The 18,384-nt window shown below is 61.2% G+C and carries 15 protein-coding genes and 1 tRNA gene; all 16 read left to right on the top strand.

The features are described from left to right. Positions 1–31 precede the first annotated feature (31 nt). The 16 genes from I6L49_RS03395 to nuoF all read left to right on the top strand — a co-directional run bounded on the left by I6L49_RS03395 (position 32) and on the right by nuoF (position 18,343). Positions 32–622, top strand: a complete 591-nt coding sequence (locus tag I6L49_RS03395; RefSeq protein WP_005346564.1) for a LemA family protein — start codon at positions 32–34, stop codon at positions 620–622. Then, entirely contained in the window at positions 619–1,344 is a 726-nt protein-coding gene (locus I6L49_RS03390) for a YgcG family protein (RefSeq protein ID WP_216950602.1), read from the top strand. The genes I6L49_RS03395 and I6L49_RS03390 overlap by 4 nt, the downstream gene beginning before the upstream one ends. A gap of 20 nt (positions 1,345–1,364) precedes the next feature. Further along, a complete protein-coding gene (locus I6L49_RS03385; protein WP_005337196.1) occupies positions 1,365–1,982 on the top strand; it encodes a TPM domain-containing protein in 618 nt (205 codons plus the stop codon). A 145-nt stretch (positions 1,983–2,127) separates the two neighbouring features. Continuing rightward, positions 2,128–2,215, top strand: a tRNA-Ser gene (locus tag I6L49_RS03380). Positions 2,216–2,597: 382 nt separating this feature from the next. Next, entirely contained in the window at positions 2,598–3,356 is a 759-nt protein-coding gene (locus I6L49_RS03375) for a flagellar motor protein (RefSeq protein ID WP_042056089.1), read from the top strand. Further along, positions 3,334–4,209 (top strand): flagellar motor protein MotB, encoded by an 876-nt coding sequence (locus I6L49_RS03370; RefSeq protein WP_106844513.1) that lies wholly within the window; start codon positions 3,334–3,336, stop codon positions 4,207–4,209. Before I6L49_RS03375 ends, I6L49_RS03370 begins: the two co-directional genes overlap by 23 nt. Positions 4,210–4,371: 162 nt before the next feature. Next, complete coding sequence (locus I6L49_RS03365; RefSeq protein WP_216950601.1) at positions 4,372–6,510, top strand: TonB-dependent hemoglobin/transferrin/lactoferrin family receptor; 2,139 nt, start codon at positions 4,372–4,374, stop codon at positions 6,508–6,510. Further along, on the top strand, positions 6,510–8,516 hold the full coding sequence (locus I6L49_RS03360) for a prolyl oligopeptidase family serine peptidase (protein WP_216950600.1): 2,007 nt from the start codon (positions 6,510–6,512) through the stop codon (positions 8,514–8,516). The genes I6L49_RS03365 and I6L49_RS03360 overlap by 1 nt, the downstream gene beginning before the upstream one ends. Further along, complete coding sequence (locus I6L49_RS03355; RefSeq protein ID WP_216950599.1) at positions 8,513–10,960, top strand: proprotein convertase P-domain-containing protein; 2,448 nt, start codon at positions 8,513–8,515, stop codon at positions 10,958–10,960. The genes I6L49_RS03360 and I6L49_RS03355 overlap by 4 nt, the downstream gene beginning before the upstream one ends. Positions 10,961–11,019: 59 nt before the next feature. Then, positions 11,020–12,459 carry a DUF1566 domain-containing protein gene (locus tag I6L49_RS03350; RefSeq protein ID WP_216950598.1) on the top strand — a complete coding sequence of 480 codons (1,440 nt, stop codon included), beginning with the start codon at positions 11,020–11,022 and terminating at the stop codon, positions 12,457–12,459. 13 nt (positions 12,460–12,472) lie between these two features. Continuing rightward, positions 12,473–13,042 (top strand): DUF1566 domain-containing protein, encoded by a 570-nt coding sequence (locus tag I6L49_RS03345; RefSeq protein ID WP_005351118.1) that lies wholly within the window; start codon positions 12,473–12,475, stop codon positions 13,040–13,042. Between the two features lie 379 nt (positions 13,043–13,421). After that, positions 13,422–13,826, top strand: coding sequence for an NADH-quinone oxidoreductase subunit A (locus I6L49_RS03340; protein ID WP_005344919.1), 405 nt, complete (start codon positions 13,422–13,424; stop codon positions 13,824–13,826). 29 nt (positions 13,827–13,855) lie between these two features. Further along, positions 13,856–14,530 (top strand): NADH-quinone oxidoreductase subunit B family protein, encoded by a 675-nt coding sequence (locus I6L49_RS03335; protein ID WP_005344917.1) that lies wholly within the window; start codon positions 13,856–13,858, stop codon positions 14,528–14,530. Between the two features lie 2 nt (positions 14,531–14,532). Beyond that, positions 14,533–16,338 carry an NADH-quinone oxidoreductase subunit C/D gene (nuoC, locus tag I6L49_RS03330; RefSeq protein ID WP_040067274.1) on the top strand — a complete coding sequence of 602 codons (1,806 nt, stop codon included), beginning with the start codon at positions 14,533–14,535 and terminating at the stop codon, positions 16,336–16,338. An 80-nt stretch (positions 16,339–16,418) separates the two neighbouring features. After that, positions 16,419–16,961 (top strand): NADH-quinone oxidoreductase subunit NuoE, encoded by a 543-nt coding sequence (gene nuoE, locus I6L49_RS03325; protein ID WP_005344912.1) that lies wholly within the window; start codon positions 16,419–16,421, stop codon positions 16,959–16,961. Further along, entirely contained in the window at positions 16,958–18,343 is a 1,386-nt protein-coding gene (gene nuoF / locus I6L49_RS03320; protein WP_199416046.1) for an NADH-quinone oxidoreductase subunit NuoF, read from the top strand. Before nuoE ends, nuoF begins: the two co-directional genes overlap by 4 nt. Positions 18,344–18,384 lie beyond the last annotated feature (41 nt).

The raw sequence follows: 18,384 nt of genomic DNA, 5'->3' as shown, positions 1-18,384 counted from the left end.
TCGACTCGAAATACCAAAGGAGAACAACAAGATGGCCACATCACTCTGGCGCAGAACCACGCAGAGCCTGTTGACCCTGACCCTGCTGCTCGGCCTGACCGGCTGCGGCATGAACAACATTCCGACCCTGGATGAGCAGGTTAAAGCAAGCTGGGGGCAGGTGGAGAACCAGTATCAGCGCCGCGCCGATCTCATTCCCAATCTGGTGGCAACCGTCAAGGGCTACGCCAGCCATGAGCAGGAGACCCTAAAGGCGGTCACCGATGCCCGTGCCCGGGTCGGCAGCGTACAGGTGAGCGATCCTGCCCAGCTCAAGGAGTTTGAAGCGGCGCAGAACCAGCTCTCCAGCGCCCTCTCCCGCCTGATGGTGGTGGTAGAACGCTACCCCGAGCTGAAAGCGGATCAGCAGTTCCTTGCCCTGCAGGCACAGCTGGAAGGAACCGAGAACCGCATCTCGGTGGCTCGCCGCGACTATATCGAGGCGGTGCGCCAGTTCAATACCGAGATCCGCACTTTCCCCGGCGTTATCTGGTCCAAGCTGCTCTACTCGGATCTGGAGGCCAAACCCAGTTTCAGTGCCAAACCCGGTGCCGATGAGGCGCCCAAGGTCAGCTTCCAATGAAGATGATGCTGCGCTGGTTTCTTCCCTGTCTGCTGCTCTGGGCCAGTGCCCTGCAAGCGGCACCGGACTTCCCGACGCTGAGCGGACGGGTGGTGGATGAAGCCAGTCTTATGTCCCGCAAACAGGCCCATCAACTGACCCAACAGCTGGCCGCCTTTGAAAAGCGCAGCGGCATCCAGCTGGTGGTGGTCTCCGTCGACAGCCTCGATGGGGAGACTATCGAGGAGTACGGCTACCAGCTCGGTCGCCACTGGGGGATCGGCCAGAAAGACAAAAACAGTGGCGTGTTGTTGCTGATCGCCCAGGATGAGCGCAAGGTGCGGATCGAGGTGGGATATGGGCTGGAAGGCGCCCTGCCCGACGCCATCGCCGCCAACATCATCCATGGCCGCATCCTGCCCGCCTTCAAGCGCGGCGATATGGTGGCCGGGATCATGGCGGGCAGCCAGAGCATCATGAAGGCACTCGCCGGGGAATATCAGCCGGTCGAGCAGCCAAAGAGTGACAACGGTGGCGGCCCCTGGCTGTTTATTCTGGTGGTGATTGCAATGATCGTGCTCCACAACCTGCGCGGGGGGGGTGGCGGTGGGCCGGGAGGACGACGTCGGTCGACCTACATGGCTGGTGGATTGGGTGCCGGCTCCTTTGGTGGTCGCTCCGGCGGCGGATTCAGCGGTGGCGGCGGCAGTTTTGGCGGCGGCGGAGCCTCCGGTGGCTGGTAACAGGAGTAAAGAGACAAATCATGATTTCTAAACAGTTCTTCCACACGCTTCAGGCCAAGGTGCGCGAAGCGGAGCTAGAGACTGATGCTGAACTGGTCACCGTGCTGGCCCCGGCCAGCGATGGCTATCGCTACATTCCCACCCTCTGGGCGGCGCTGCTGGCGATGCTCACCCCGCTGCTGGTGTTCCAGCTCGGCTTCTGGCTCGGTTGGTACGAAATCCTGCTGGTGCAGTGGTCGGTCTGGCTGCTGCTGAGCCTGCTGTTCCACTGGACCCCCATCAAGATGCGGCTCATCCCGAAGAAGGTTCGCCAGCATCGGGCGGCCCTGATGGCCCGCCTGCAATTTGTCGAACAGGGGCTGCACCGCACCCGCGACCGGCTCGGGGTGCTGATCTTCGTCTCGGCCGCCGAGCACTATGTAGAAATACTGGTGGATGACGGCATCGCCCAGCATATCGACAACGGCCAGTGGCAGGAGATCATCGACGACTTCGTGGCACGAGTGCGCAACAAGGAGATCGAACAGGGTTTTCTGGAGTGCGTAGAGCGCGTTAGCGCCATTCTGACCGATGCCTTCCCGGCCACCCGGGATCAAAACGAGCTGCCGGACAGTCTGATCATCCTCGACAAGCCCTGATCCGGTTTAAAAAACCGGCATTCTGCACAAGGGTTAGGCATTCGGAAAAGATTATGAAAAATAAGGGGAAAAGAGGTTGACCCACACAGTCCTTTCCCCTAAATTACGCCCCGTTCCAGCGCAACAGCGCAGCGAACGAAAATTTGGTGAGGTGTCCGAGTGGCTGAAGGAGCACGCCTGGAAAGTGTGTATACGGCAACGTATCGAGGGTTCGAATCCCTCCCTCACCGCCAAATCTAAAAAAACCGACCTCAGGGTCGGTTTTTTGCTTTCCGGCAAACACCTATGCCGACAAGTGAGCCTGAGCCACGCAGTGGCAGATCATCCACGCACTCATCCCCCGGTTTGCAAAGCCCTGATGGAACATCACTGCTTTTCGTATTGCCAGCTCCCTCCCCCTACCTTGCTTTTGTGATTGCCCCACCCGACAAGCGTTCCTTCCTGTCACAACAGGAGCAACAAGATGATTGTAATGCCATCTTATGGCCGCAACACGCCTTCTTTTATGGACGTTACCCAGTGCCCATTAATTGCTCAGCGATTGGATATCATTTTGAAAAACTGATACTTAAGTAGCTACACTAGCGATTATCAATATGCAGGGATGTGTAAAAAATGAGCTTGATTGGCTTGGTACTGGCGTTGATCGCCATCCTTGGCGGCAACATGATCGAGGGTGGTCATCCCAGCGCACTGCTCGATCTGCCCGCATTTCTTATCGTGATCGGCGGTACCATTGGTGCTGCGCTGACCCAGTTCCCCTTCTCCGTCGTCGGCAGCACCATGAAGCGTTTCAAATGGCTGCTCTCCCCCCTCAAGCTCGATATGCATGAACAGGCCCAGTTACTGGAGACCCTGGCAGGCAACGCCCGCCGCAGCGGCATGCTGGCGCTGGAAGGGATGATCGACGAGATCAAGGATCCCTTCCTGAAGAAAGGGGTGCAGATGATGGTTGATGGTTACGAGAAAACCAAGATACACGAGGTGCTGGAGAACGAGATCGAATTTGAACAGGAAGATCTCGAACAGACGGTCAAATTCTATGAAGCCATGGGCGGCTACTGCCCGACCATGGGGATCGTCGGGGCGGTATTTGGCCTGATCCACGCCATGGGTCTGCTAGATGCCCCCGACAAGCTGGGCGGCGCCATCGCGGTGGCCTTTATCGCTACCATCTACGGGGTATCCGCAGCCAACCTGATCTTCTTGCCGTTCGGCAACCGCTACAAGGGGTTTGCCCACCAGATCCGCCACTACAAGGAGATGACCCTGACCGGCATTCTCTGCATCGTTGATGGCGAATCCCAAGCGCGCCTGCAAGTTACCCTCGAACCTTATCTGGGAGGTCACGGTGGCCAAAAAGAAAAAGGCTGAAGCACCGGAGAACCATGAACGCTGGCTGGTCTCCTATGCCGACTTCATGACCCTGCTGTTCGCCCTGTTTGTGGTGCTCTACTCCTTTGCCATGGCCAAGCAGTCCGAAACCCGAGTGCTTATCCAGGGCTTTATCGAGTCGCTGGGTAAAATCGGCCTCATCTCCCCGCCTGCCGGCTCACCCTTGATGCAGGGGGGAACAGGGATTCTCGAGCCGGAATCGAAGACCACGCCGAGCAGCCCGAAAGAAGAGACTGTACTGGAAAAAGATGCCCCCATGGCGGCATCGGACCCCTTCAACGAGACCATAGGTGCCTCGGAAAAACCGAGCGCCACCGAAGCCTGGCCCCACAAGACCAAGGAGCAGGAGTGGGTGCAGGTGACCAAGCAGAAGCTGGAGCAGCAGCTAAAGGCCCAGATCGAATCGAAGGATCTCGAGGTCGAGCAGCTTGGCAGCCAGCTGGTGATCCGCATCGGCGAGAAGGCGCTATTCCCCTCTGATTCGGCGTTCCTGCAGCCCCAGTTCATCCCGCTGGTCAACAAGATCGCCGGCATTTTGGCCAACATCCCGGGGCAGGTAGTGGTCACCGGTCATACCGACAACTCCCAAGCGCCGGTGGAGCTCTATCGCAACAACTGGGAGCTCTCGGTGCTGCGGGCCTCTTCCATCGTGCAGACCATGCTGACCAACCCCCAGCTGGATGCCAGACGAGTCATCGCTCAGGGTGTTGCCGACACCCAACCCCGCTTTGCCAATGACACCCCCGAACATCGCCAGGCGAACCGCCGGGTCGATATCACCCTCTCCCAAGGCAAGGCCGCAGAAGAGTCGCTGCAACTGCTCAAGCCCTGATCCCCCGCTCCCGCTTCGTGCGGGAGCCTCTTTTTTAAAAACAAATAACTCAATAATATCAACACCATAAGCTCTTAATGATAATGATTGCCATTTATTGTCAAGTGGTCAGGCCTCTGCAATAATGCTGCCCTTCAGGCTTAAATAAAAACAATTATCATTATGAACAAACTGCTTCAGGCATGGCCGGCACTCCTGTGTGCCTCCGCTGGCGCGGCCGATCTTCCCCCTGTGGAGAAGGCGCGCAGCGACGACACCATCATTGTCACCGGGCAACGGGTACAACAGAAACTCTCCGATGTCTCCGGCTCCATCACCGTCATCACCCAGGAAGAGCTGGACCGTCAGGTCGCCAGCGAGCTGACTCATGTGTTTCGCAAGATCCCCGGTGTCTCGGTCACCGGCTCTGCCGGGCGACCGCAAAACATCAGCGTGCGCGGCATCGGTGGCAACCGTATCCTGCTGATCAAGGATGGGGTGCGCGTCAGCGACGGCTTTGGCGCCGACAACATCAATGACAAGGTGGGTCGCTTCAACTTCGATCTCGATGACATCAAACAGATTGAGGTGGCCAAGGGGGCCGGCTCCTCCCTGCATGGCTCCGATGCCATCGGCGGTACCGTGGTGATGAATACCAAGCAGCCGGAAGATTATCTGCAACAGCAAGATAGCTATCTGGCGGCCAAGACCCTCTACGGTGGCGACAGCAGCAACAAGAAGCTCAGCATGACCGGCGCGGTGCGGGCACTGGAGAGCGAACATCTGTTGCGCCTCTCCGGCTGGCGTAGCAACGAAACCGCCAACTTTGAAGAGAACCGCATTCCGGCGGATCTGGATGGCATGAGTGCCTCCACCAGCAGCCGCCTCCCCCTCAATGCCCATCACGCTCTGCGGCTGGAGCTGGACTACTACGAGGATCACGCCAAACGCCAGATGGGACCCAAAGCGGTGCCCCAACCCGATGGCAGCTGGGACGTGGTCGGTTTTCAGGAAGATGGCGATCAGCGCACCCAGGGCGGCAAGTTCAGCTGGGAAGCCAGCGATCTGGGCATGGTCGATACCCTCAACTGGAGCCTGTTTGGCAATCAGTCCCGCAACGAAGCCAACCAGCGCCAGTTGCTGCGCAACGATGCCCTGAGCGGTTATCCCAGATATCGCAGCCAGCGCACCCTCTCCACGTTCGAGGAGCTGCGCCTTGGCAGCGAGCTGGAGCTGCAGAGCAAGCTGAGCACCGGCTCGCTGGATCACACCTTCAGCTACGGTGTGGAGATGGAGCAGGCCAACCACGAGCGGCCGGTCAGCAATCTGACCCTGGAAGATGGCATCACCACCCAGGGACAGAAAGCCCCCTTCAGCAAGGCCGAGACCCGCCGCGATGGCATCTGGCTGAGCGATGTGATCGATCTGGGCAACTGGCAGTTTACCCCGACCCTGCGCTTTGACCGCCAGCGCCTGCGCGCACCGGACAGTAATCTGGCCGAGAACCACAGCGACCACATCTCCCCCAGTGTGGCGGCCAGTTACCGCTTCAACGAGACATGGCGCAGCTGGCTCAGCTATGCCAACGGCTTCCGCGCCCCCGCTTACGATCAGGTTTACGGCAACATTCCCCACTACTTTGCCATGCCGCCATTCGAGATCATCGCCAACCCCAACCTCAAGGAGGAGACCAGCCACAGCCTGGAGTGGGGAGTGAATGGGCAAAGCGACAACTGGAGCGTCAAACCGGCCGTTTTCTACAACCGCTACTACAACTTCATCGACTGGCGCCAGACCGGTTTTCGCCTCGATGATGGTGTCTTCCTGCGCCAATATCGCAACGTTGCCAAAGCAGAAACCTGGGGCGCCGAGCTGGCCGCCAGCCTCTGGCTGAGCGACGAGTGGGAGCTTTCGACCAATCTGGCCTGGATGGATGGCAAGGATCACCGCGGTGAGCCGCTGCGCACCCAGACACCGCTGGAAGGCAACACCACACTGCGCTGGCAACAGCTCGACTGGGGGGTTGAGCTCAGTGGCAACTATGCCGCCGCCATGACCAAGGTGCCCCAGTGCGCCAATGCGCAGACTGGCTACAACGGTGCCTGCCAGAGCAGTGCAGGCTGGTTCAGCCTGGACCTCACCGGCGACTGGCAGATCACCGAGGCGCTCAAGGTCAATGCCACCATCGGCAACCTGCTCGATACCCGCTATGTCCGCTATCAGGATGTGGCCGGACTTCCGGCTGGCAGCGATACCTCCCTCTACAGCCAGAGCGGCCGCTACCTGTCAGCCAGCCTTAGCTACCGTTTCGTGGGGATGTGATGAAGCATCATGCAATCATGGCGGCCCTGTTGGCCGCCCCGTTGGCGTGGGCGCAAGAGGCCCTGCCACCGCCGATCCCGTCCCAATCGCACCTGATTTCAGGCAATCCCGTACGCCAGGATCCCTACTTCTGGTTGCGGGACGAGAGCCGCAGCAACCCGGCCATTCTTGCCCTGCTCAAGCAGCAAAATCGCTGGAGCGAGCAGCAGCTCGCCGCGCAGCAGCCGCTGGAAGCAACCTTGCGCGCCGAGTTTGCCCGTCATCCGGCGGGGGAATCTGTGCCAGAGAACTGGCTTGTCCGCGGCGATCAGGCATGGCAGCTGCGCCCGGATGGCTCACTCTGGCAACGCCACGGGGGCAAGGTGCAGCAGCGGCTTCCCGCCAGAACGGGTGAGGGCTATTACGAAGCGGGCGGCTGGGCCCTGAGCCCGGATAACCTCACACTGGCCATCGCCGAAGACAGGCGCGGCGATCTCGACTATCAGGTCACCCTGCTCGATCTCCAGAGCGGCAAGGTGCTGGCCAGTTTGGCGCAGCGCAGCGCCGATCTCGCCTGGTCACAAGATGGTCGCACCCTCTACACCATCGCCAACGAGCGCTACACCCTGCGCCCCTGGCAGCTGCGCGGCTGGCAGGATGGCCAGGAGCAGACTCTCTATGAGGAGCAGGATCCCGCCTGGCTGCTCAGCCTCTATCGCACCACGGATGGCCAGCATCTGGTGTTGCAGGGCAACAACCACGACAGCTCGGAGCAGTACCTGCTCGACTCGGACAAGCCGCAGCAGATCAAACCCCGCCAGCGCGGGGTGGAATACTATCTGGACAGCCAGTCTGGCTGGGTGATCAAGAGCAACCGGGAGGGGGCATTTGCCCTCTACTCAGCCAACACGCCGCTCGGTGAGTGGCAGCGCCTGTGGCCCGCCAAAGGGGAGGATCTCGGCGATCCCGAGAAGTGGCGACTGTTTGATCGCCATCTGGTGGTGCAGTTTCGCCAGCAGGGGGAGGATTGGCTCGCCCTGCTCGATCGCAACGGCCATGAACGCCAGCGCCTGCCGCTGGCCAGTGGCGCCGGTACCGGCTGGCTGCAAGGAGAACATGACCCGGCCAGCGACCGCATTCTGGTGCGCAGTCAGGGCTTGAGCCAGCCCCCCGGCCAGCGCTGGCTGGATTTAAACAGCGGCCAGTGGATCAACGACCAGCACACCGCAGGCAATAAAGCATTGCCCTATCAGAGCGAGCGGCGCTGGATCACCTCTGCCGATGGCACCCGGGTGCCTGTCTCGCTGGTGTGGCGCAAAGATCTGGCCCCTCGCGCTGTAATGCTCTACGGCTATGGCGCCTATGGCACGCCGATGCGCCCCTACTACCAGAAAGAGCTGTTAAGCCTGCTGGATCGGGGCTTTGTCTACGCCATCGCCCATGTGCGCGGCGGCGGCATGCTGGGGGAGCAGTGGACCCGCGACGGACGGGGCATCCACAAGCAGAACGGCATCAGCGATTTTATCACAGCCGGTCACGCCCTGCGCCACTGGTCGCCCGACGCCGCTCCCCTGCCCCTGTTTGCCATGGGGGGCAGCGCGGGGGGCACGCTGGTTGCTGCGGCCCTCAACCAGCAACCGACACTCTTTAGCGGCGCCGTGTTGCAGGTTCCCTTCGTCGATATGCTCGGCACCATGAGCGATCCTGCCCTCCCCTTGACCCGTCAGGAGTACCAGGAGTGGGGCAATCCGGCCAAGCCCGCAGAGTATCAGGCGATGCGCCGCATCAGCCCCTACGACAACCTGCACCGCGCCCCCTACCCGCCCCTGCTGGTCACTACCGCCCTGCACGACAGCCAGGTGCCCTACTGGGAGCCGGTCAAGTGGCTGGCCCGCCTGCGGGAGCACAGCACGGGCTCCGGCCCCTACCTGCTGCTGACCGAACTGGAGGGAGGCCACCGCGCCGGTGGTGGCGATCGGGCTCGTGAATTTGCCTTCTTGTTGCATCTGGCGGGGATCAATCAATGACCCTGCCGCTGATTGGGAGTACCACTATGAAACCCCTGTTGCCCGCCCTCTTGCTGGGGCTGGCTGGCTTTTCCACTCAGGCCGCCGAACTACGTTTTGTCGAACAGGACGCCCCGGCCGATACCCGCCTCTGGCTCGAACAGCAGCTCGGCGTCACCCTGAGTGATGCCCCGGCCTATCAGCGCCAAGGCAAGCTGGGCCACTATCTGCATTATCGCCAGCAGCTCAATGGCGCACCGATCGCCGGCCTGATGGCCGCCGTCAGTCTCGATGAGCAGGGTCGCCCGTGGCGCCTTTATCACAATACCCGGCTGATGCAGGCACAGGCGGCTCCATGTGATGAAGCAAGCCGCGCCGGGGTGGATGCCTATACCGCCACGCTGGATAGTACGGTGTGGCAATTCGCTGGCAGTGACGAAGCCCAGCCCTGGTACTGGCAGGATGGCGACACACTGACTGCGGCCTGGCGTCTGCTGGCGGTGGAAAGCCAGCCGGGCAACAGCAAGAGCAGCCACTGGCAACTGTTTGTCACCTGCGATGGCAACGCCCTGCTGGGGCGCACGCTGCAAGAGGCCAACACCCGTGCCGAAGCGGTCCCGCAGGCAGGGGAAGCGGCTACGGTGCAGGCCCGCATCTTTGCCCTCGACCCACGCACCCAACTGCAAGATGGCAACCTGCTGTGGCGCCACGATCTGGTGCTGGACAACCGGGCCTATCGCACCGTCCCGCTCACGGTACAAAAGGTGGATGACACCTACCAGCTAAATGGCCCACGCGCCCGGGTCGTGGATGGCACGGCGCCGGAAACTGCCCCCTTTAGCAGCCCTGATGCCGATGGCTTTCAGCTGGATCACCAGCAGCCCGCCTTCCTCGATATCAATGGCTACTACCATCTGGATCTGGCCCAGCGCCATGTGGAATCCCTGGGCTACCCAACACTGATGGGCGGCCCCCTGGCCATCGATACCGATGCCGGGGAGCAGGACAACTCCCTCTATGATCCCTTCTTGCGCCGGTTGGAGATTGGCCGGATCGGAGTGCCCGATGCGGAAGATCCCATGGTGATCTGGCACGAGTTTGGCCATGCGGTGCAACACCATATCCTGCCCGACATGGGAGACGAGGGTGACTGGGGCGCCATCGGCGAGGGCTTTAGCGACTATCTGGCCGCCAGCTGGCGCCAGCGCAGTCCCGAAGCCCGCCAGTTCGAACCTTTCATGGTCTTCAACTGGGATGCCAGGATCAGCGGCCGGACGCCCCGTCAGCTCGATGATCTGCGGGCGCGCTATCATCCGGGCTTCCTCTATCCGGCTCACCTCACCATCAACGGCAGCAACGGCGACCAGCTGTGGGGCACCCCGCTCTTCACCGCGCTGCGCCAGGCCGTTGAACAGTATGGCCAGGTAGCCCGTGACGAGTTCGATACCCTGCTGATTGAATCCCACTTCGGCCTCGGCCCGCAGGTGCGGATGCCCCAGCTGGCGCGGGTCACCGTGGATACCGCCAACCGCCTCTATCCGGACCGCAGCTATGGCAAGCTGCTGGAGCAGGCCTTCCGCCACCACGCCCTGCTGCCCACGCCCATCGCGGCCCGCCTTGCCGATGACAGCTACCTGCTGCCCGGGGAGAAAAAGAGCCTCGCCATCGAATTGACCAACCAGAGCGGCCGCCCCCTGACCGTGGCTGACGCCAGCCTGCTCCCGACCAAGGGGCTCATGGGTGATGGTCACTGGCAAGGAGAGCTCAACGCCGATGGCACCGCCCGCTGGACCCTGCCGCTGGAAGCGGCGAGCAACCTGACCTGTGGCGAGGCAGTCACCTTGCCGCTGCAGTTCCAGCTCACCCTGCCCAGCCCCACCGAGCGCCAGACCCGCCTTGACCTGCAACTGCCGATCGGTGAACCGCTCTGGCAGCGGGCCATCGGCCAGGGTGGCCAGATCAAGGATGCGGTGAGCGATGAACGGCACGGCCTGTCCCGCTTCACTCTCACCCTGCCCGAGAGCAAGGCCCGCATCGACAGCGGATTCGTGGTTGCCCTCGATCTGGAGCACAGCAAGCTGGAGCAGCTGGAGATCTGGCTCACCTCCCCTTACGGCACCCGGATCAGCCTGTGGAACAAGGGTTACGCCAGCCATACCCGGCTCAAGGGGGAGTTCCCCCGTGAACTGGTACCGTTCGAATCGCTGGACAAGCTGCACGGCGAACCGCTCGCTGGCCGCTGGCTGCTGGAGATCAACGACACCAGCGCCGGTGACACCGGTCAGTTGCGCAACTGGCGGGTAGCCCAGCAAGTCGGCGCCCGCTGCGACAAGGATGAAGCCCTGCCCAACACCGGCATCATTCCCCTTGAGCAGGATGAAGGGGGTGGCGGCACGACTTCCCCCCTGCTGCTGTTGCTGGCCCTCTGGCCCCGCCTCTGGCACCGGAGCCCCCCGCGCCGTTGAATCCTGCACCACGGGGGTTACCGCCCCCGTGAACCTGTGACCGAATCAAGGAATGTGAAGTGAAATCATCCGTACTGGTTATTGCAACCCTCTCAGCCCTGCTCAGCGCCTGTGGCGGCGGGGAAGATAACGCACCACTGGCGATCCCGGACTACCGGGTCGATGTCGCCCTGCCGACTGCCGGTACCCTGTGCGCCGATCTGGATCAGAACTGGCAATGTGATCCTGCCGACCCTGCCGTCAGCGGCGAAGGAGTTGTGGCCCTGGTCAGCCGTTCGGCCAACATCGTCAACTCGCCCCTGCTGTTCGTACCGAGGAGCGGAGGCCTGCTGCTGGCACATCCGGCCGCCAAAGGGGATCCACAACGGCTACAACCGACCCTGCTCAGCACCCTGTGGCAGAGCCGCATTGCCGAAGGGGTGGCCGCCGATCGCGCACTGACGCAGCTGCTGGCCGATCTCGCGCCACTGCAACCGGGCGGCGATCGCGCGGCCCTCGCAGGTCTAGGCCAGTTTGATCAGGCGCTACAGCAGGTGGCGATCAGCTTGCAGCAACAGGCCCGCACACGCCTTGCCACCGCCAAGGAGACCCAGTTGCTCACCACCAGCTATCGCGCCATCAGCCTGATGCTGGAGCAATTGGCTCAGGAGTGGCAACGTAACGGCCAGTTTGCCGAAGAGACCCAAAGCGAGCTACTAACCCTGCTGGTACAGCAGCAGCCACGCAACCTGCTGACCGTCACCGGCGTCACCACCTTCAGCGATGGCAACGATCCGCTGCTGGAACAGGAACCCGCCGACTATCCGGGACAAGATGCCAGCTGGAATCGCACTCGTCCCCAGCTTGCCTATCGCAAACTCGATGATCGCGGTCAGGTGCTCCCCGACAACGCGCCGAGCTGGCAGTGCGTCAAGGATCTCAATACCGGTCTGGTGTGGGAGGTCAAATCGGACGATCCCTTGAGTCCGGCCTGGAAAAGCAGACCCTTTGCCTATGAGGATGAGCAGTTCAAGGCGACCGCAGGCGAGCAGCAAGCGGCCTACCAGCATATTCATAACCGGATCGAACAGCTCACCGCCGAAGGAGATCTGTCGGCCCTCGCCCGGGCACAGGCGCTGACCACCATGCTGACCACCCGCGCGTATCAGCAGTGGCTCAATGGCGAGCAGCGCTGCGGCATCAGCCAGTGGCGGCTGCCCACCATGGGTGAACTGATGTCACTGATGCACTACGGCAGCCTGGCCAAGGACCCGCTGGGTCAACGCATCATCGTGGATACCCGTTACTTCCCGGATATCGCCCCCTCGGAAGATGACACCTACCATGGCTACTACTGGAGCGCCACCAGCAACACAGCCCAGCGCTTCTCCGGTGGCCCCATCAGCAAACGCACAGTCCTGCTCCTGGGAGAAGATGCGGGCACCACCTATCCCGCGCTGGTGCAGCAAGATACCTATATCGAGCTGATGCAGGTACGACTGGTCGCCACTCCCCAATAATCCGAGGAATATCATGAGCCTTTATCGCTTTTCGTTCGCCATGCTGGCACTGCTGGCCCCCCTGGCCCACGGTGCTGCCATTTGTGATGACACCATGGATCGCACCGCCCCCTCTGCCCGTTTTCTTGACCATGGCAACGGCACCGTCACGGATCAACACACCGGCCTCACCTGGATGCGCTGCAAACTGGGGCAGACATGGAGTGGCAGCAGTTGCCTGGGTGAACCGACCGTTTACTACTGGCAGCAGGGGCTGCAAGTGGCGGAGCGGATCCGCAGTGACAGCAGCCATGCTCTCTATCACTTCGGCGGTATCAGCCAGTGGCGCCTGCCCGACATCAAGGAGCTGGCGACCCTGGTCGAGCATGCCTGCTACAAGCCCTCTCTCAATGAAGCCATTTTCCCGCGCGCCATGGCGGGGGGCGGTAAAGAGGTCAATGAGGGCTATGTCTATCTGATGAGCAGCACGGTAACCTCCGCCAATGGTCAGCGGGCGTATCTGGATATCACCTCGGGAGATATCGGTCTTCGCTCCATTGGCGCCTACCCGGATCAGGTCTTGCTGGTCGCCAATAAACCCTGACCGCCCCACGCTCGAAACCGGAACGCGATGACAGGAGAGGCTTGAAAGCCTCTCCTTTTATTGCTCTTGCCGCCCCCCTACCTCACTCGCCATCACGCTCTTCTCCCGCCAGTGCCCCCTGCCCGCGATACCGACCTGATCCGGCTTCGCCCGCGGCATTTACCCCTTTCAGGTGATGACGAGGAGCAGCACTCTGCGCTTTCCAGGCCTTTCTCGCCCGCCATAACCAACAAAAAAGTGCGCTTCTTAACAAAATTTAATTACCGGTTAACCGATTAATAATTAACCCGTAAAAATGACATGTAAATCAGTGCGAAAGTGTCATAATGCGTAACATTATTGTTAAGTCGCTTGATTAATTTGGTTAGGAAAAACCTCTATGTTTGCTGATATTTCTGCTCAACATTGGGCTTTTGCCATTTATGTCATCGGTGCCATCACCATCTGTCTGGTGATGATAGGCCTCGCCGCCCTGCTGGGAGGTCGCGCCTACGGTCGCACCAAGAACAAGCCATTTGAATCTGGTGTCGACTCGGTCGGCAGTGCCCGCCTGCGTTTTTCCGCCAAGTTCTATCTGGTCGCCATGTTCTTCGTCATCTTCGACGTCGAGGCGCTCTACCTGTTTGCCTGGTCTGTCTCCGTGCGGGAGAGTGGCTGGGTCGGCTTTATTGAAGCCACCATTTTCATCGGACTGCTGCTTATCGGCCTGATCTACCTCTGGCGCATCGGCGCACTGGACTGGTCACCGCGCAAACCGCAGCTGAACAACAAAAACAGTGATTGAACCACAGACCCTTTCCTTGAGGTTGCACCATGAAGTACACCCTGACCCGGATTGACCCGGATGCACCCGTTGAGCGCTACCCCCAGGAGCAGCGCCAGACCGTCGATGACCCACTGGCGCAAGAAGCGACGCGCGGCATCATGATGGGCCGCCTCGAGGAGGTGCTGCAAGACACTGTCAACTGGGGCCGCAAAAACTCCCTCTGGCCTTACAACTTCGGCATCTCCTGCTGCTATGTGGAGATGTGTACCGCCTTCACCTCCCCCCACGATGTGGCCCGCTTCGGCGCCGAAGTTATCCGTGCCTCGCCCCGTCAGGCCGACTTCATGGTGATTGCAGGGACCCCCTTCATCAAGATGGCGCCGGTGATCCAACGCCTGTATGAACAGCTGCTCGAACCCAAGTGGGTGATCTCCATGGGGGCCTGTGCCAACTCAGGCGGCATGTATGACATCTATTCCGTGGTGCAGGGGGTGGACAAGTTCCTGCCGGTCGACGTCTACATTCCGGGTTGCCCGCCCCGTCCCGAAGCCTTTTTGCAAGCCCTGATGCTGCTGCAGGACTCCATCGGCAAAGAGCGCCGCCCCCTCTCCTGGGTAGTGGGCGATCAGGGGATCTACCGTCCCCAGATGCAGGCCGAAAAAGAGCGCAAACGCGGCGAACGGATCAATGTGACCAACCTGCGCACGCCGGATGAGATCTGACCATGAAACTGACTCGTGATTTTCCCAGCAATTACGCCATGGCCCAGTGGCAGCCCAGCGACCACAAGGATGCCAAAGTCATTGGCGAACTGTTTGCCCACTTCGGTGCCGAGCACTTCACCGTGCAGACCACGCGCACCGGCGTGCCGGTGGTCTGGCTTCCCCGCGAACTGCTTCAGGATGTGATGGGCTTCTTGCGCAAGGTGCCCTCCCCGTTTGTGATGCTGTTTGATCTCAGCGCCACCGATGAGCGGCTGCGCAGCCATCGCGACGGTCTGCCGCAAAGCGACTTCACCGTCTTCTATCACCTCATCTCCATCGACCGTAACGCCGATGTGATGTTGAAAGTTGCGCTGGCCGAGAGTGACCTGCATCTGCCCACCATCACCAACCACTTCCCAAATGCCAACTGGTACGAGCGGGAAGTGTGGGATCTGATGGGCATCACCTTCGATGGCCACCCCCATCTGACCCGGATCATGATGCCCAAGAGCTGGCAGGGTCACCCGCTGCGCAAGGATTACCCGGCGCGCGCCACCGAATTCGATCCCTTCATGCTCGATGCCGCCAAACAGGACATGGAGCAGGAGAACCTGCTGTTCAAACCGGAAGAGTGGGGGCTGGCCCGCGGCAACGAGAATGAGGACTACATGTTCTTGAACCTCGGCCCCAACCATCCCTCTGCCCACGGTGCCTTCCGCTTGGTGTTGCAGCTCGATGGCGAGGAGATCCGCAACTGCGTGCCCGACATCGGCTACCACCATCGTGGTGCCGAGAAGATGGGCGAGCGCCAGTCCTGGCACAGCTACATCCCCTATACCGACCGGGTCGAGTATCTGGGCGGGGTGATGAACAACCTCCCCTATGTGCTGGCGGTCGAGAAGCTGGCCGGCATCAAGGTGCCGCAGCGGGTCGACATGATCCGGGTGATGATGGCGGAGCTGTTCCGCATCCAGAGCCACCTCTTGTTCCTCGGGACCTATATCCAGGACGTAGGGGCCATGACCCCGGTCTTCTTCACCTTCACCGACCGGCAGAAGATCTACACCATCATCGAAGCGATCACCGGTGCCCGTATGCACCCGGCCTGGTTTCGTATCGGCGGTGTGGCCCACGACTTGCCGAAGGGATGGCAGCGGCTGGTGCAGGACAACCTGTTGAGCTGGTTGCCCAAGCGCTTGATGGATTACGAAAAAGCGGCGATGCGCAACAGCATTCTGCGCGGTCGCACCATAGGCGTCTCTGCCTACACCACCGAGCAGGCGTTGTCCTGGGGCACCACAGGGGCCGGATTACGCGCCACCGGCCTCAACTTCGACGTGCGCAAGTGGCGCCCCTACTCCGGTTACGATCAGTTCGACTTTGAAGTGCCAGTCGGCAGCAATGGCGATGCCTACGACAGAGCCACCGTGCGGATCGAGGAGATCCGCCAGAGCATGTCGATCATCGAGCAGTGTATGAAGAACATGCCGGAGGGCCCCTTCAAGGCGGATCACCCCCTCACCACACCGCCGCCCAAAGAGCGCACCCTGCAGCACATCGAGACCCTGATCAACCACTTCCTGCAAGTGTCGTGGGGCCCGGTGATGCCCGCTGCCGAGTCGTTCCAGATGATTGAGGCGACCAAGGGGGTCAACAGTTACTACCTGACCAGTGACGGCTCCACCATGAGCTATCGGACCCGGATCCGCACCCCGAGCTTTGCTCACCTGCAGCAGATCCCCTCGGTGATCAAGGGCAGCATGGTGTCGGACCTCATCGTCTATCTGGGCAGTATCGATTTCGTTATGTCGGATGTGGACCGTTAAGTGATCCGCCCTCCCGGCCATGGCCGGGAATTTGGATCACCGAACGAGCAGTAAAAGGACAAGCCACCAAAGGTCAAGTCATGAGCCAGCAATGTCAGTGTCACAATAATCAGACCCCACAGGGGCAAGGGGCATGCAGCAGCAAACAGGACGACTTCGTTCTGAGCCAGGCTGAACGCGATGCCATCGAACACGAGAAACACCACTACGAAGATCCCCGCGCCGCCAGCATCGAAGCGCTCAAGATCGTGCAGCAGGCCAGAGGCTGGGTACCCGACGGCGCCATTCACGCCATCGCGGCCGAGCTCGGCATTCCCGCCAGCGACGTGGAGGGGGTCGCCACCTTCTATAGCCAGATCTTCCGCCAGCCGGTGGGGCGCCACATCATCCGCGTCTGCGACAGCATGGTCTGCTACATCAATGGCCATGAAGAGCTGATGGCCGGTCTCAAGGAGGTGATGAACCTCGGCCCCGGTCAAACCACCCCGGATGGCCGCTTCACCCTGCTGCCGGTCTGCTGTCTTGGCAACTGCGACAAGGGGCCAGCGATCATGATCGATGACGACACCTATGGCGGCCTCGATCCGGTGACCTTGCTGAAAACGCTGGAGGCTTACCCATGAGCCTGCCGCAGAACAAGATCCTCGCCTCTCTTGGCACCGCCAACCGCACGGCACGCGCCGCCGAGACCCACCCGCTCACCTGGCGGCTGCGGGATGACGGCCAGCCGGTGTGGCTGGAGGAGTATCAGGCCAAACAGGGGTATGACGCCGCCCGCAAGGCGCTCGGCCAGATGAGCCCGGACGAGATTGTCAGTACCGTCAAGGATGCCGGTCTCAAGGGGCGCGGCGGTGCGGGCTTCCCCACTGGCGTGAAGTGGGGGCTGATGCCCAAAGACGAGAGCATGAACATCCGTTACCTGCTCTGCAACGCCGACGAGATGGAGCCCAACACCTGGAAAGATCGCCTGCTAATGGAGCAACTGCCCCATCTGCTGATCGAGGGGATGATTATCAGTGCCCGGGCGCTCAAGGCCTATCGCGGCTACATATTCCTGCGCGGCGAGTATGTCGATGCTGCCATCCACCTGCGCCGTGCGGTGGAAGAGGCCAAGGCCGCCGGTCTGCTGGGCAAGAACATTCTGGGGTCCGGTTTTGACTTCGAGCTGTTCGTCCACACCGGCGCCGGCCGCTACATCTGTGGCGAAGAGACGGCCCTTATCAACTCGCTGGAAGGGCGCCGCGCCAACCCGCGCGCCAAGCCCCCCTTCCCCGCCGTTTCCGGCGTCTGGGGCAAACCCACCTGCGTCAACAACGTCGAAACCCTCTGCAACGTGCCTGCCATTATCGGCAACGGAGTCGCCTGGTATCACGGGCTGGCGCTGCCGGGCTCGGAAGATCACGGCACCAAGCTGATGGGCTTCTCTGGCAAGGTGAACAACCCGGGCGTCTGGGAGCTGCCTTTTGGCATCACCGCCCGCGAGCTGTTTGAAAATTACGCCGGCGGCATGAAGAGCGGCTATCGCCTGAAAGCCTGGCAACCGGGCGGCGCGGGCACCGGCTTCCTGCTGCCGGAGCACCTCGATGCCCAGATGTATACCGCCGGTATCGGCAAGGTAGGTACCCGGATGGGGACTGGCCTCGCCATGGCGGTGGATGACTCCATCAGCATGGTGAGTCTGCTGCGCAACATGGAGGAGTTCTTCGCCCGCGAGTCGTGTGGCTGGTGCACGCCCTGTCGCGATGGCCTGCCCTGGAGCGTCAAGCTGCTGCGGGCACTGGAACGTGGCGAAGGGCAATCCGGCGATCTGGCGACTCTGGAACAACTCTGCGGTTTCCTTGGCCCGGGCAAGACCTTCTGCGCCCACGCACCGGGCGCCGTCGAGCCGCTGGCCAGCGCCATCAAATATTTCCGCTCCGAATTCGAGGCCGGGATCAAAGGCAGCGGTGATAACCGCAAGCCGGTCAAAGGGATCCAGCCCAATCTGCTGGGCGAGCGCTGGTAACGACACCACAGATTTCACAAAACAGGTTTCAGGGAAGTTGT

Origin of the sequence: Aeromonas sp. FDAARGOS 1419 (genome assembly GCF_019047045.1) — a bacterium.
In the GTDB taxonomy this organism is placed as follows: Bacteria; Pseudomonadota; Gammaproteobacteria; order Enterobacterales; family Aeromonadaceae; genus Aeromonas; species Aeromonas veronii.
Note: the sequence above shows the minus strand (reverse complement) of the source record. Positions and strands in the feature narration are given on the sequence as shown.